Here is a 14,287-nt window from a genome sequence, read left to right on the forward strand (position 1 = left end):
TTTACTGCTTCGGCTCAGCAACCACTTTGCTACCCAGACCGCGGTTGTTGTATTCCCACATGCGGTTAAAGTTAGCGTCGTTCAGGTTACGCTGCACGTTGTCTTTATCATCCACCGTGCCGGTGTTGCCGGAGAAAGGACGTTTCGAGATCGCCGCATCCGCCCACGGTTTTGCCATGTTAAAGCCTTCGTTAATCACGCTGTCGCGGATCACGACCTGGCCGTTAGTGGCGGAGTCCACGTCCAGCGAGCGACCAAGCTGCGCCACGCCATCGCCAGCAGCAGTAAAGCGGCTATTCACGGCCAGGAAGCCATAGAACAGGTTAGACTGCGTGGCCGGGGCAAAGACGTAACCTTCCTGCTGCGTACGTGAATTCACCACGCGGAAGTCGGTGTTATCAAATACCACCGCGCCGCGGCCAGAGACCATATCCACGTCGCCTTCAATGTAGCTGTTGGTGACCAGAGTACGCGTCAGACGGTTGTTCTGAAGGGTATTCTGCACGCCGCTGTTGGTCACGAAGAAGGTGTTCTGGCGGCCCAGGATATTGACGTTGTTAATCTGTACCTTGTCGCCATCGCTACGCAGCGCCACGGCCTGATGATTACCTGCGTCAACGCTGTCGCCCAGGGTGTTCTGAATGATCAGGTTCTGCAATTGCAGGCCATTGTTCTGTGACCAGAATACCGCTGAACACATCACGCCAATGGTGGCGGCACGCTTGCGCTGGCAGTTATCAAACATATACCACGCCGGTTTACCTGGCATGTATTTACCGGCCGGGTTCACCAGATGGCGCCAGGTGGTGCTGTCGATCTCTGAATCAATCGCCAGGCCAATTTTTACGTCGACCGCTTTTTCGCCCAGGCCGTAAAGCGTAATGCTTCCCGGTGCCGCCGGAACATAAACGGTTCCTTCGTATTCACCCGGCAGGATGGCAATGTACTGACGAGATGCGCTGTGTTTGGTAATTGCGGCATCAACGGCTGCCTGAATAGAGGTGTGTGTAACGCCCTCTGCCCCGGCCGGGCCGACAACGAAGTCTGGCTGTTTCGGCAGGTTAATAGAAGAAGGCGTCCACGGGGCTGCATTGGGATCCATCGCCGAGAAATAGTGCGCACGGGTGAAGTTCTTCGCTTCAGCCGCTGACAGGATCGGACGGGAAGCGGTGCCCGGAGCAACCTGCTCAGAAGGTTGCTGATCCGGTGGTGTTGAACTGCAAGCGGATAAAGTCACGCCAAAGGCGAGTGCCAACGCCAGACGGGAAATCCTGGAAATATTCAAGGTAATGCTCCTGGGTATGCAAGTCTTATCTGGATAGACGAAATAGCCTGCTTTTTTATACTAAGTTGAGCGAAACGGGAAGATAAAAACCGGAAAAGTTGCATTTTTGCCCGCAGGCGACGGGAAAGTCATCACAAATAAATAACATTTTCCCCCAATGCGGTTGACAGCAGGCGGCAGATGAAAATAAATGTCTATACAACCCATGACAAGTGGAAGGCACATGCAGCAGCTTCATCCCGATGATGTGATATGGCGAAATGCGCGACTGGCAACCCTGGCGACAGGGGAGGCGGAGCCCTACGGCCTGAGAGAACAACATGCCCTCGTTGTGCGCGGCCAGACGATTCTGGCCATTATTCCTGAATCCGAGATCCCCTCCGGGCATCGTCAGTGTGTCGATCTCGACGGGCGTCTGGTTACCCCCGGCCTGATCGATTGCCACACCCATCTGGTGTTCGGCGGCGATCGCGCAGCGGAATGGGAGCAACGGCTTAACGGCGTGTCATATCAGACCATTAGCGCGCAGGGCGGCGGAATTAACGCCACGGTCACGGCCACCCGCAACAGTTCGCCGGAAACGCTCCTGACGGTGGCGCAGCAGCGACTCCAGCGGCTGATGAATGAAGGCGTAACGACCGTTGAAATCAAATCGGGATACGGACTGAATGCCGAAGCCGAAGAGAAAATGCTGCTGGTTGCCCGCCAGCTCAGCCTGAATAATCTGGTCGATATCAGCCCGACGCTGCTGGCCGCGCACGCCGTTCCTGCCGAGTACCGACAGGATCCGGATGCCTATCTGGCGCTGGTCTGTGAGCAGATCATGCCCACGCTGTGGCAAAAAGAGTTATTTGAAGCGGTGGACGTGTTTTGTGAAAACGTCGGCTTTACCCCGGCGCAAACCGAGCGCCTGTTCCGGGCCGCCGCCGCGCTCGGGATCCCGGTAAAAGGGCATGTAGAACAACTGTCGAATCTCGGCGGCGCGGCGCTGGTCAGCCAGTATAAAGGGCTGTCGGCCGATCATATTGAGTATCTCGATGATGCAGGTATTCAGGCGATGGCGCAAAGCGGCACGGTGGCGGTATTGCTCCCCGGCGCGTTCTATTTTCTTCAGGAGCGCCAGCGTCCACCGGTGGCGCAGCTGAGAGAGCAGGGCGTGCCGATGGCGGTGGCTACCGACTACAATCCGGGCACCAGCCCGTTTGCCAGCCTGCATCTGGCAATGAACATGGCCTGCGTCCAGTTTGGCCTCACGCCGGAAGAGGCCTGGGCTGGCGTGACGCGGCATGCGGCGCAGGCGCTAGGACGTGGTGCGACGCACGGGCAGTTAAAGCCCGGTTATGTGGCTGATTTCGTCGTCTGGGAGGCGAATCATCCGGTTGAGATGGTTTACGAGCCGGGGCGGAATCCTATGTATCAACGCGTGTTTCGGGGGCAGGTAGCATGAAACTGTGGCATCCCGTCTCACCGCAGGTCTGGCAGGGTCGTGACGACAGCGCCGAGTCCAGCACCGCGAAACGTCTCTTCCAGACCATACAGCAGCGCGAACACTTTTCTCCCGCGCCGTCAGGCATCGCCCTGCTGGGCTTTGAATGTGATGAAGGGGTTAAGCGTAACCAGGGCAGGCCCGGTGCTGCACAGGCGCCCGATGTGTTGCGTGGCGCGCTGGCGAATATGGCGAGCCATCAGGGGCATGCGCGCCTCGTGGATATGGGCGCTATTTATGTTGAAGGCCACGCGCTGGAGGCGGCACAGCAGGCGCTGAGCGAGGCCATAACCGCGTGCCAGCAATCCGGGATGCGTACTCTGGTTTTCGGCGGTGGACATGAAACCGCCTGGGCGCACGGGCGCGGCGTGCTGGACGCCTTTCCGAACGATCGCCTTGCGGTGATCAACCTGGATGCGCACCTCGATTTACGCAAGGCCGAACGGGCAACGTCCGGCACGCCGTTCCGCCAGCTGGCGCACTACTGCGCGTCTCAGTCGCGGGTGTTTCACTACGCCTGCCTGGGGGTAAGCCGTGCGGCGAATACTCAGGCGCTGTGGGAGGAAGCTGAGCGGTTGAACGTGACGCTGGTTGAAGATCTCGATTTTCGCCGGGATGCGCTATCCGCGCTGGATAGCGTGCTTGCGCAGGCAGACCGGGTTTATCTCACCGTTGACCTTGATGTGTTGCCTGCCGCAGAAATGCCCGCCGTGTCCGCCCCTGCGGCGTTGGGGATCCCGGCGCTGGATCTGTTCCCGGTGATTGAGCGTATCTGCCGAAGCGGTAAACTACAGGCGGCGGATCTGGTGGAATTTAATCCGCACTACGATCGGGACGGACAGGGCGCTAAGCTCGCCGCCCGACTGGCCTGGCAAATTGCTCACTGGTGGGCATAACAACATTCAAGGAGTCATGATGTTTTCACGCTCGCCCCTGCCGCAGCCGAGCCCTCCCGCGCCTTTTTACGAAAAGGTGAAGCAGGCGATCAGCGAAAAAATCGCCGCCGGCGTCTGGCGCCCGCACGACCGCATTCCGTCCGAGGCCGAGCTGGTGGCGCAGTTTGGCTTTAGCCGAATGACCATCAACCGCGCACTGCGTGAACTGACCGATGAAGGGTTGCTGGTGCGTTTGCAGGGTGTCGGAACCTTTGTCGCCGAGCCAAAAGGACAGTCGGCGCTGTTTGAAATCCGCAGCATTGCCGATGAAATTGCCGCCCGCAACCATCAGCACCACTGCGAGGTGCTGGTGCTTGAAGAGACGCAGGCCAGCGCCGAACAGGCCATCGAGCTGAACGTTACCGAGGGCACCCGGATTTTCCATTCGGTGATGGTGCATTATGAGAACGACATTCCGGTCCAGATTGAAGATCGCTGCGTCAACGCGGAGCGGATACCGGATTACCTGAGCCAGGATTACACCCAAACCACACCGCATGCGTATCTCTCGCTCGTCGCCCCGCTGACGGAAGGGGAGCATATCGTGGAAGCCGTGCGCGCCACGCCGCAGGAGTGCGTGCTGTTGCGTATTAAAGAGCACGATCCCTGTCTGCTGATCCGCCGTCGTACCTGGTCGTCCTCGCAAATTGTGTCGCATGCGAAGCTGCTATTCCCGGGGAATCGCTACCGGTTGCAGGGCCACTTTATGTCATAAGTTTTATAAGCGTGATCGCTAACGCAATATAGCAAAATTGTATCTTTTTTGTTAAATCCGACCTTGTGTGTGCTTGTCTATACAAGTATATCTAAATGCATCCCCTGTCCCTTATGAGGAACACACAATGTCGTCAGATAAATACCGCAAGCAGGATGTCCGCGCCGCGCGCGGCACCACGCTCACCGCAAAAAGCTGGCTCACCGAAGCACCGCTGCGCATGTTGATGAACAACCTTGATCCTGAGGTAGCAGAAAATCCCCACGAGCTGGTGGTCTACGGCGGCATTGGCCGCGCCGCGCGCAACTGGGCGTGCTATGACGCGATTGTTGAGTCTTTGACGAATCTCGAAAACGACGAAACGCTGCTGGTGCAATCCGGCAAACCGGTTGGCGTATTCAAAACCCATAAAAATGCGCCCCGCGTGCTGATTGCCAACTCCAACCTGGTGCCGCACTGGGCGACGTGGGAACACTTCAACGAGCTGGACGCAAAAGGGCTGGCCATGTACGGCCAGATGACCGCGGGTAGCTGGATCTACATCGGCAGCCAGGGGATTGTGCAGGGCACGTATGAAACCTTCGTGGAAGCGGGCCGTCAGCACTATAACGGATCACTGAAAGGCCGCTGGGTGCTCACCGCCGGACTGGGCGGCATGGGCGGCGCGCAGCCGCTGGCCGCGACGCTGGCGGGCGCGTGCTCCCTGAACATTGAGTGCCAGCAGAGCCGCATCGATTTCCGTCTGCGTACCCGCTATGTTGATGAACAGGCCGACAACCTCGATGACGCGCTGGCGCGCATCAAAAAGTACACCGCTGAAGGCAAAGCCGTGTCGGTTGCCCTGTGCGGCAACGCGGCGGATATTCTGCCGGAACTGGTGGCGCGCGGCGTGCGTCCGGATCTGGTCACCGACCAGACCAGCGCTCACGATCCGCTCCACGGCTATCTGCCAAAAAGCTGGACGTGGGAAGACTACCAGCAAAAAGCGGAAACCGATCCTGAGGGCACGGTACTGGCGGCTAAACGCGCCATGGCGGAACACGTCTCCGCGATGCTGGCCTTCAGTAAGATGGGTATTCCGACCTTTGATTACGGGAATAACATCCGCCAGATGGCGAAAGAGATGGGGGTGAATAACGCCTTTGACTTCCCCGGCTTCGTGCCCGCCTATATTCGTCCTCTGTTCTGCCGCGGCATTGGGCCGTTCCGCTGGGTTGCCCTGTCCGGCGACCCGGAGGATATCTACAAAACTGACGCCAGAGTGAAAGAGATTGTCGCCGACGACGAACACCTGCACCGCTGGCTGGATATGGCGCGCGAGCGCATTAACTTCCAGGGCCTGCCGGCGCGTATCTGCTGGGTCGGGCTGGAGTGGCGGCAAAAACTCGGCCTCGCCTTTAACGAAATGGTGCGCAGCGGCGAAGTCTCCGCGCCGATCGTCATTGGCCGCGACCACCTGGACTCCGGCTCTGTCGCCAGTCCGAATCGAGAAACCGAAGCCATGCGCGACGGTTCCGATGCGGTCTCCGACTGGCCGCTGCTGAATGCCCTGCTGAACACCGCCAGCGGCGCGACCTGGGTGTCGCTGCACCACGGCGGCGGCGTCGGGATGGGCTTCTCCCAGCACTCCGGGATGGTCATCGTCTGTGACGGAACTGATGAAGCGGCCGCGCGTATCGCTCGCGTGCTGCACAACGACCCGGCAACCGGCGTGATGCGTCACGCGGATGCGGGTTACGAGATTGCCATTGATTGTGCCAAAGAGCAGGGCCTGAACCTGCCGATGATCCCCGCCACACAAGGAAAGCCTGCATGAACGCGTTAACACTTACTCCCGGCTCGCTGACGCTCAAACAGCTGCGTCACGTCTGGCGTCAGCCGGTGACACTCTCCCTTGATGAAAGCGCCCACCGTGCCATTAACGACAGCGTGGCCTGCGTGGAGGCGATTGTGGCGGAGGGGCGCACCGCCTACGGCATCAATACCGGGTTTGGCCTGCTGGCGCAGACCCGCATCGCCACGCACGATCTGGAGAATTTACAGCGTTCGCTGGTGCTGTCGCACGCGGCGGGGGTTGGCCAGCCGCTGGACGATGAGATCGTCCGCCTGATGATGGTGTTGAAAATCAACAGCCTGGCGCGTGGGTTTTCCGGCATTCGTCTGAGCGTGATCCAGGCGCTGATGGCGCTGGTCAATGCGGAAGTTTATCCGTGGATCCCGGCGAAGGGCTCCGTCGGCGCCTCCGGCGATCTGGCGCCGCTGGCGCATATGTCGCTGCTCCTGCTGGGTGAAGGCCAGGCGCGCTGGCAAGGGGAGTGGCTGCCTGCGAAAGAGGCGCTGAAAAAAGCTGGCTTAACGCCGATCACCCTCGCGGCAAAAGAGGGGCTGGCGCTGCTCAACGGCACGCAGGCGTCGACCGCTTTCGCGCTGCGCGGTCTGTTTGAAGCGGAAGATCTGTTCGCCTCGGCGGTGGTGTGCGGTGCACTGACCACTGAGGCGGTGCTCGGCTCGCGTCGTCCGTTCGATGCCCGCATCCACGAGGTGCGCGGCCAGCGCGGGCAGATTGATGCCGCTGCCATGTACCGCCACGTACTTACCGATACCAGCGACATTGCCGATTCGCATCACAACTGTGAGAAGGTGCAGGATCCGTATTCCCTGCGCTGCCAGCCGCAGGTGATGGGCGCATGCCTGACGCAGCTGCGCCAGGCGGCAGAAGTGCTGCTGGTGGAGGCCAATGCGGTGTCCGATAACCCACTGGTATTTGCTCAGGAAAACGAGGTGGTTTCTGGCGGTAACTTCCACGCCGAGCCGGTGGCGATGGCCGCAGATAATATCGCCCTGGCGATTGCCGAAATCGGGGCGTTGTCTGAGCGTCGAATCGCGCTGATGATGGATAAGCACATGTCCCAGCTGCCGCCATTCCTGGTGCGTAACGGCGGGGTCAACTCGGGCTTTATGATCGCCCAGGTCACCGCCGCGGCACTGGCAAGCGAGAACAAAGCCCTGTCGCATCCGCACAGCGTGGACAGCCTGCCAACCTCAGCCAACCAGGAAGATCACGTTTCGATGGCCCCGGCTGCCGGGCGTCGTCTCTGGGAGATGGCCTCTAACACCCGCGGCGTGCTGGCGGTGGAGTGGCTGGCGGCGTGTCAGGGTATTGATTTGCGCGAAGGGCTAAAATCCAGCCCGCTGCTGGAGCAGGCGCGCCAGGAACTGCGCGAGCACGTTACGCACTACGATGACGACCGCTTCTTTGCGCCGGATATTGATAAGGCGATGCAGCTTCTGGAGGAAGGACGGCTGGTGGGGCTGTTACCTTCGGTGCTGTGATTTTATGCCCGGTGGCGCTGCGCTTACCGGGCCTACGAGTGCGAAATGTAGGCCGGGTAAGGCGTAGCCGCCACCCGGCTTTTTTTACGAATACATCGCTGTAATCGACGCGCTACCCAGCGAATGGAAATGCACGTTAAAGCCTACCATCGCGCCGCTCGCCCCTTCGTCGACCTCAATCTTGTCCACATCCAGCGCGTGCACGGTGAAGATATAGCGGTGCGTTTCCCCTTTTGGCGGCGCCGCGCCGCCGTAGCCCGCTTTGCCAAAGTCAGTGCGCGTCTGAATCGCACCGTCAGGCAGAGCAACCAGATCGGAACCGGAGCCCTGCGGCAGCACGCGCGTGTCGGCGGGCAGGTTTGCCACGATCCAGTGCCACCAGCCCGACCCGGTTGGCGCATCCGGATCGTAGCAGGTCACGACAAAACTTTTGGTTCCCGCTGGCACATCGTCCCACGCCAGATGGGGAGAGATATTATCCCCCTGATAACCCATCCCGTTAAACACGTGACGTTCCGGCAGCTTTTCGCCGTCGCGCAAATCTTTACTGATGATTTTCATCCGATTTCCCTCGTTACTCACTCATTCAGAAAGTGTAACGCATGGGGTTAAATCGCGAAATGCGCTGAAGTGTTAACGGCTTCAACCACTGCCCGGGTCAGCTTGCGGAGCTGATCCGCAGAAATGCTGTACGGCGGCATGAGGTAAATCAGCTTACCGAAAGGTCGCACCCACACGCCCTGGTCAACGAAGAAGCGCTGCAACGCGGCCATGTTCACCGGATGCGTTGTCTCGATTACCCCGATGGCGCCCAGTACGCGGACGTCCGCGACGTATTCCGCCTCCGCCGCCGCGCTTAACTGCTGCTTCAGCTGCGCCTCAATCGCCGCCACCTGCGTCTGCCATGCGCCGCTTTCCAGAATGGCGAGGCTTTCGCTTGCCACGGCGCAGGCCAGCGGGTTGCCCATAAATGTCGGGCCGTGCATAAAGCAGCCCGCGTCGCCGTCGCTGATGGTATCGGCAACCTGGCGGGTGGTAAGCGTGGCGGAGAGCGTCATGGTGCCGCCGGTGAGCGCTTTCCCCAGGCACAGAATATCCGGCGCGATCCCCGCATGCTCGCAGGCGAACAGCTTCCCGGTGCGGCCAAAGCCGGTGGCGATCTCATCGGCAATCAGCAGGATCCCTTCGCGGTCGCACATCTTTCGAATGCGCTTCAGCCACTCGGGATGGTACATCCGCATTCCGCCCGCGCCCTGCACAATCGGTTCGAGAATAACGGCGGCAATCTCGTGGCGATGGGCCGCCATCAGCCGCGCGAAGCCCACCATGTCCATCTCGTCCCATTCGCCGTCGAAACGGCTCTGCGGGGCTGGCGCAAACAGGTTTTCCGGCAGATAGCCTTTCCACAGGCTGTGCATGGAATTGTCCGGATCACATACCGACATCGCGCCGAAAGTGTCGCCGTGATAGCCGTTGCGGAAGGTAAGGAACCGCTGGCGCGTTTCGCCCTTCGCATGCCAGTACTGCAACGCCATTTTCATCGCCACTTCCACGGCCACCGAGCCGGAGTCGGCCAGGAAAACGCACTCCAGCGATTCAGGCGTCATCGCTACCAGGCGACGGCATAAATCCACCGCGGGCTGATGCGTGATCCCGCCAAACATCACGTGTGACATCTGGTCAATCTGCGCTTTCATCGCCGCGTTCAGTCGCGGGTGGTTGTAGCCATGGATCGCCGCCCACCAGGAGGACATCCCGTCAACAAGCCGCTCGCCGCTGGCAAGATGCAGCTCGCAGCCGTGGGCCGAGGCTACCGGATAGACGGGAAGGGGGCGGGTCGTGGAGGTGTAAGGGTGCCAGATATGCTGCTTGTCGAAGGCGAGATCGTCCTGGGTCATAATCGACTTGTAAACCATTTTGAAAAGTTTTAGGTTTACAAGTATAAACCGAACCGACAATTAACAAAACCCTTTGGAGAAGCCCGATGGCTCACCACGCACGCTGGACGATGTCGCAAGTCACTGAATTATTCAACAAACCTTTCCTGGAGCTGATGTTTGAGGCGCAACAGGTGCACCGCCAGCACTTCGATCCGCGTCATGTTCAGGTCAGCACGCTGCTGTCGATCAAAACCGGGGCTTGCCCGGAAGACTGCAAATATTGCCCGCAAAGCGCGCGCTATAAAACCGGTCTCGAATCCGAGCGCCTGATGGAAGTCGAGCAGGTGCTCGACTCCGCGCGCAAGGCCAAAAACGCTGGCTCGACCCGCTTCTGCATGGGCGCGGCGTGGAAAAATCCGCATGACCGCGACATGCCCTATCTGGAGCAGATGGTGAAGGGGGTGAAGGAGATGGGGCTTGAAGCCTGCATGACCCTTGGTACGCTGAACGAAGAGCAGGCGCAGCGTCTCTCGGCGGCGGGGCTGGATTACTACAACCACAACCTCGATACTTCGCCGGAGTTCTACGGCAACATCATCACCACGCGCACCTATCAGGAGCGTCTGGACACGCTGGATAAAGTGCGTGATGCGGGGATCAAGGTCTGTTCCGGCGGGATCGTGGGACTGGGCGAGACGGTAAAAGATCGTGCCGGCCTGCTGTTACAGCTGGCAAACCTGCCGACCCCGCCGGAAAGCGTGCCCATCAACATGCTGGTGAAGGTAAAAGGGACGCCGCTGGCGGATAACGAGGACGTGGATGCCTTCGATTTCATCCGCACCATCGCGGTGGCGCGCATCATGATGCCGACCTCTTACGTTCGCCTCTCTGCCGGTCGCGAGCAGATGAGCGAGCAGACCCAGGCGATGTGCTTCATGGCCGGGGCCAACTCCATCTTCTACGGCTGCAAACTGCTGACCACGCCAAACCCGGAAGAGGACAAAGATGTCCAGCTGTTCCGCAAGCTGGGGCTGAACCCACACCAGACCGAGGTACAGGCGGGGGATAACGAGCAACAGCAGCAGCTGGAGCAGCAGATTTTTAACGCCGACACCGACCAGTTCTACAACGCGGCAGCCGTATGACCTGGCAGGCACGTATCAGGACCGCGCTCGACGAGCGGCGGGCGGCGGATGCGTTTCGGGTGCGCAGGGTAGTGGAAAACGGTGCAGGCCGTTTTCTCTCCCGGGAAGGAGAGCGGTTCTGTAATTTCTCCAGCAACGATTATCTGGGCCTGAGCCAGCACCCGCAGATCGTTCGCGCCTGGCAGCAGGGCGCGGATCGTTACGGCGTGGGCAGCGGTGGCTCCGGGCACGTCAGCGGCTACACCACGGCGCATCAGGCGCTGGAGGAAGAGCTGGCCGACTGGCTGGGCTACCCGCGGGCGCTGCTGTTTATCTCCGGTTTTGCCGCGAATCAGGCGGTGATTGCCGCCCTGATGGGCAAAGACGACCGCATCATCGCGGACCGCCTGAGCCACGCGTCCCTGCTTGAAGCGGCCAGTCTCAGCCCGGCGCAGCTGCGGCGTTTTGCCCATAACGATGCCTCTCAGCTGAACGTCCTGCTGGGTAAACCCTGTTCAGGGCTTCAGCTGGCGGTGACGGAAGGGGTATTCAGCATGGACGGCGACAGCGCGCCCCTTGCCACCTTGCATGACGTCGCAAAACAGCAGAACGCCTGGCTGCTGGTCGACGATGCCCACGGCATTGGCGTCACCGGCGAGGAGGGGCGCGGAAGCGCGCACCAGCAACGCGTCAGGCCGGAACTGCTGGTGGTCACCTTCGGCAAAGGCTTCGGCGTCAGCGGCGCCGCGGTGTTGTGCAGCGAGCCGGTGGCCGATTACCTGGTGCAGTTCGCCCGGCACCTGATCTACAGCACCAGCATGCCCCCGGCGCAGGCCGTGGCGCTCTCTGCGTCGCTTGCGGTGATCCGCGGCGAAGACGGCGCTGAACGCCGGGCGCGCCTGGCCGACCATATTCAGCGTTTTCGCCGGGGGGTAAGCGCACTGCCTTACCGGCTTACCGACTCGCACAGCGCCATTCAGCCCGTGATTGTGGGTGAAAACCATCGGGCGCTGATGCTGGCACAGGCGCTACGAGAACGCGGGCAGTGGGTCACGGCGATCCGCCCACCCACCGTGCCGCCAGGCACCGCGCGCTTGCGTCTGACACTCACGGCAGCGCACGAGCCGCAGGATATCGATACGCTTCTGGAGGCACTGTATGTCTCCTGTCAATAAACAGGCCGTTGCCGCCGCGTTTGGCCGGGCAGCGCAAAGCTATTCACAGCACGATGAGCTGCAACGCCTGAGCGCCCGCGGGCTGCTGGCCGCGCTCGGTGAGGGGCGTTTTGCGCAGGTGCTCGACGCTGGCTGCGGGCCTGGCGGCAATAGCCGCTACTGGCGCGCAACGGGTAGCCACGTCACGGCGCTGGATTTATCCGCGCAGATGCTGGATGAGGCCCGCCAACAGCAGTCAGCAGACCGTTATCTGGTGGCCGATATCGAGGCCATCCCGCTGGAGGATGCGCTGTTTGACCTTGTCTGGAGTCATCTGGCGGTGCAGTGGTGCGCCAGCCTGCCGCAGGCCCTACGCGAGCTATACCGCGTGGCGCGGCCCGGCGGAGCGGTGGCCTTTACCACCCTGCTGGAAAGTTCGTTGCCAGAGCTGAATCAGGCGTGGAGGGCAGTGGATGCGCAGCCGCACGCCAACCGGTTTCTCTCGCACGAACAGGTCACTCAGGCGCTGGCAGGCTGGCGCTATCGATGCATGGTCCAGACCGTCACCCTCGAATTTAGCGATGCGTTAAGCGCCATGCGATCGCTTAAGGGCATAGGCGCGACGCACCTGCACGCCGGACGGGAGAAGAAACCCCTTACCCGCGGCCAACTCCAGCGTCTCGAGCTGGCCTGGCCGCAGGAGCGGGGCCGGTTCCCGCTCTCTTATCATCTTTTTCATGGGATTATTGAACGTGACTGAACGTTATTTTGTTACCGGCACGGACACTGAAGTCGGTAAAACGGTTGCCAGCGCCGCGCTGTTGCAGGCGGCGCGTCTGCTGGGGAAAACAACGGCCGGGTATAAGCCCGTAGCCTCCGGCAGCGAGATGACGCCGGAAGGCTTACGTAATACCGATGCGCTGGCGCTACAGCGTAACAGCAGCCTTACGCTGGCCTATTCTGCGGTGAACCCCTATACCTTTGCTGAACCCACCTCGCCGCACATCGTCAGCGTCGATGAAGATCGTCCGATTGATTTTTCGGTGCTCTCTTCCGGGTTACGCGTCCTGGAAACGCAGGCCGACTGGGTGCTGGTGGAGGGGGCTGGCGGCTGGTTTACCCCGCTGTCCGACGAGCAGACATTTGCTGACTGGGTGCAGGCCGAGCAGCTTCCGGTCATTCTGGTGGTTGGCGTGAAGCTTGGCTGTATCAATCACGCCATGCTGACCGCCCAGGCCGTGCAGCAGGCCGGGTTGCGTCTGGCAGGGTGGATTGCCAATGACGTGGTAGCGCCGGGTAAACGTCATGCTGAGTATCTGGCGACGCTGAAGCGGGTGCTGCCTGCGCCGTTTCTCGGCGAGATCCCGTGGCTTGCCGACGGCGCAGAGCAGGCGGAAACCGGACGCTATCTCGACCTCAGCGCCTTATGTCCCGCGCCATCCAGTGCGCAATAAGGTCGTCATCCAGCTCGTTAACGTGGCCCTGTGCCACGTTACGTCCGCGATAGAGCATGCAGAAACGATCCGCTACCCGGCGGATAAACGACAGCTGTTGCTCCGCTAACAGCACCGTCATTCCCAGCTCCCGATTCAACCGCACCAGCAACTGCCCCAGCCTGCGCGCGAAACCGTGCCCTGCGCCATGCATGGGCTCATCCAGAATCAGCACGCGCGGACGATTAACCAGCGCACTGGCGAGGGCCAGCTGATACTGGTCGTCAGGGGACAGCGCAGAGGCACGGCTCTGTCGCAGCGGATAGAGCTCCGGAAACAGGGCATACACGTCACTTTTTGATGCCGGATCGGGTTTCCCCGTCGCCCGCATAGCGATATGCAGATTTTCATCGACGGTCAGCTGGGAAAATATTCGCCGATCCTGCGGGACGTAGCCTATCGTCGGCGGCGCCGGGAATGCTGACGCAGGGCTGAGCAAGTTATGCGGCGGCGCGCCAGCCTCATGCCAGATGATGGTGCCGCTCTCGACGGGCACCTTTCCGGTAATGCAGTTCATAAGCGTGGATTTGCCCATGCCAGGCAGGCCAACAATGCCCGTACAGATGCCTTGCGGGAAATCGATATTCACGTTCCATAGCGTATGTTGGCTTCCGTAAAACTGATTTACAGCACGCAGACTCAACATCTTTCTCTCCTTAAAAATGTGTGGGGTGATGCACAGAGTGATGTCTGCAAAACGCCTGCCAGGAACTTCATAATGATTAAAAAAAGGCCATTTTTAGGAATAACTCACTATCAAAAGCTGAACGTTTATACGAATTGCACACTCCCGGTGCTGCGTATGTCGAATTGTGGTGCAGGAGAAATGACAGAATTGTGATTAAGATCTCGCCAGTCGCTTATGAAAAAATGAACGTTTTC

Annotated in this window: 13 protein-coding genes; 9 read left to right on the forward strand and 4 right to left on the reverse strand. The window is 60.2% G+C overall.

Annotation, left to right across the window (positions count from 1 at the left end; genetic code table 11):
- Position 1: 1 nt before the first annotated feature.
- Positions 2 to 1,285, reverse strand: a complete 1,284-nt coding sequence (locus AC4OVU_RS07145) for a putative acyl-CoA thioester hydrolase (protein WP_491928649.1) — start codon at positions 1,283 to 1,285, stop codon at positions 2 to 4.
- Positions 1,286 to 1,508: 223 nt separating this feature from the next.
- On the opposite strand from AC4OVU_RS07145, the gene hutI reads away from it, so the two are divergent.
- The 5 genes from hutI to hutH all read left to right on the forward strand — a co-directional run bounded on the left by hutI (position 1,509) and on the right by hutH (position 7,754).
- A complete protein-coding gene (hutI, locus tag AC4OVU_RS07150) occupies positions 1,509 to 2,732 on the forward strand; it encodes an imidazolonepropionase (protein WP_015571093.1) in 1,224 nt (407 codons plus the stop codon).
- Positions 2,729 to 3,667 carry a formimidoylglutamase gene (hutG, locus tag AC4OVU_RS07155; RefSeq protein WP_015571092.1) on the forward strand — a complete coding sequence of 313 codons (939 nt, stop codon included), beginning with the start codon at positions 2,729 to 2,731 and terminating at the stop codon, positions 3,665 to 3,667. The genes hutI and hutG overlap by 4 nt, the downstream gene beginning before the upstream one ends.
- 19 nt (positions 3,668 to 3,686) lie before the next feature.
- Positions 3,687 to 4,421 (forward strand): histidine utilization repressor, encoded by a 735-nt coding sequence (locus tag AC4OVU_RS07160; protein ID WP_017694120.1) that lies wholly within the window; start codon positions 3,687 to 3,689, stop codon positions 4,419 to 4,421.
- Between the two features lie 127 nt (positions 4,422 to 4,548).
- Positions 4,549 to 6,237 carry a urocanate hydratase gene (gene hutU, locus AC4OVU_RS07165; protein WP_039271306.1) on the forward strand — a complete coding sequence of 563 codons (1,689 nt, stop codon included), beginning with the start codon at positions 4,549 to 4,551 and terminating at the stop codon, positions 6,235 to 6,237.
- Positions 6,234 to 7,754: a histidine ammonia-lyase gene (gene hutH / locus AC4OVU_RS07170; protein ID WP_015571090.1), complete on the forward strand. Its 1,521-nt coding sequence runs from the start codon at positions 6,234 to 6,236 to the stop codon at positions 7,752 to 7,754. The genes hutU and hutH overlap by 4 nt, the downstream gene beginning before the upstream one ends.
- Before the next feature lie 84 nt (positions 7,755 to 7,838).
- Here hutH and AC4OVU_RS07175 read toward each other — a convergent pair whose 3' ends face one another.
- Positions 7,839 to 8,315 carry a kinase inhibitor gene (locus AC4OVU_RS07175; protein ID WP_003858531.1) on the reverse strand — a complete coding sequence of 159 codons (477 nt, stop codon included), beginning with the start codon at positions 8,313 to 8,315 and terminating at the stop codon, positions 7,839 to 7,841.
- Positions 8,316 to 8,362: 47 nt separating this feature from the next.
- Positions 8,363 to 9,670: an adenosylmethionine--8-amino-7-oxononanoate transaminase gene (gene bioA / locus AC4OVU_RS07180; RefSeq protein WP_110292732.1), complete on the reverse strand. Its 1,308-nt coding sequence runs from the start codon at positions 9,668 to 9,670 to the stop codon at positions 8,363 to 8,365.
- A 68-nt stretch (positions 9,671 to 9,738) separates the two neighbouring features.
- Here bioA and bioB point away from each other — a divergent pair, with 68 nt between their 5' ends.
- Genes bioB through bioD form a run of 4 tightly spaced genes read left to right on the forward strand, consistent with a single transcriptional unit; the run spans position 9,739 to position 13,366 of the window.
- Entirely contained in the window at positions 9,739 to 10,779 is a 1,041-nt protein-coding gene (bioB, locus tag AC4OVU_RS07185; RefSeq protein WP_023303328.1) for a biotin synthase BioB, read from the forward strand.
- Entirely contained in the window at positions 10,776 to 11,933 is a 1,158-nt protein-coding gene (bioF, locus tag AC4OVU_RS07190; RefSeq protein ID WP_032102637.1) for an 8-amino-7-oxononanoate synthase, read from the forward strand. The genes bioB and bioF overlap by 4 nt, the downstream gene beginning before the upstream one ends.
- Positions 11,917 to 12,672, forward strand: coding sequence for a malonyl-ACP O-methyltransferase BioC (gene bioC / locus AC4OVU_RS07195; RefSeq protein WP_110292731.1), 756 nt, complete (start codon positions 11,917 to 11,919; stop codon positions 12,670 to 12,672). Before bioF ends, bioC begins: the two co-directional genes overlap by 17 nt.
- Positions 12,665 to 13,366 (forward strand): dethiobiotin synthase, encoded by a 702-nt coding sequence (bioD, locus tag AC4OVU_RS07200; protein WP_023303329.1) that lies wholly within the window; start codon positions 12,665 to 12,667, stop codon positions 13,364 to 13,366. The genes bioC and bioD overlap by 8 nt, the downstream gene beginning before the upstream one ends.
- Here bioD and AC4OVU_RS07205 read toward each other — a convergent pair.
- A complete protein-coding gene (locus AC4OVU_RS07205; protein WP_017384938.1) occupies positions 13,329 to 14,051 on the reverse strand; it encodes an ABC transporter ATP-binding protein in 723 nt (240 codons plus the stop codon). The genes bioD and AC4OVU_RS07205 overlap by 38 nt on opposite strands.
- Positions 14,052 to 14,287 lie beyond the last annotated feature (236 nt).

The organism is Enterobacter sp. 6722112, assembly GCF_058661685.1.

Coding starts and splice junctions, on each gene's coding strand:
- hutG (WP_015571092.1), top strand. CDS start 2,729: ATGAAACTGTGGCATCCCGTCTCACCGCAGGTCTGGCAGGGTCGTGAC.
- hutU (WP_039271306.1), top strand. CDS start 4,549: ATGTCGTCAGATAAATACCGCAAGCAGGATGTCCGCGCCGCGCGCGGC.
- bioB (WP_023303328.1), top strand. CDS start 9,739: ATGGCTCACCACGCACGCTGGACGATGTCGCAAGTCACTGAATTATTC.
- hutH (WP_015571090.1), top strand. CDS start 6,234: ATGAACGCGTTAACACTTACTCCCGGCTCGCTGACGCTCAAACAGCTG.
- bioA (WP_110292732.1), bottom strand. CDS start 9,670: ATGGTTTACAAGTCGATTATGACCCAGGACGATCTCGCCTTCGACAAG.
- bioF (WP_032102637.1), top strand. CDS start 10,776: ATGACCTGGCAGGCACGTATCAGGACCGCGCTCGACGAGCGGCGGGCG.
- AC4OVU_RS07175 (WP_003858531.1), bottom strand. CDS start 8,315: ATGAAAATCATCAGTAAAGATTTGCGCGACGGCGAAAAGCTGCCGGAA.
- AC4OVU_RS07160 (WP_017694120.1), top strand. CDS start 3,687: ATGTTTTCACGCTCGCCCCTGCCGCAGCCGAGCCCTCCCGCGCCTTTT.
- AC4OVU_RS07205 (WP_017384938.1), bottom strand. CDS start 14,051: ATGTTGAGTCTGCGTGCTGTAAATCAGTTTTACGGAAGCCAACATACG.
- bioC (WP_110292731.1), top strand. CDS start 11,917: ATGTCTCCTGTCAATAAACAGGCCGTTGCCGCCGCGTTTGGCCGGGCA.
- hutI (WP_015571093.1), top strand. CDS start 1,509: ATGCAGCAGCTTCATCCCGATGATGTGATATGGCGAAATGCGCGACTG.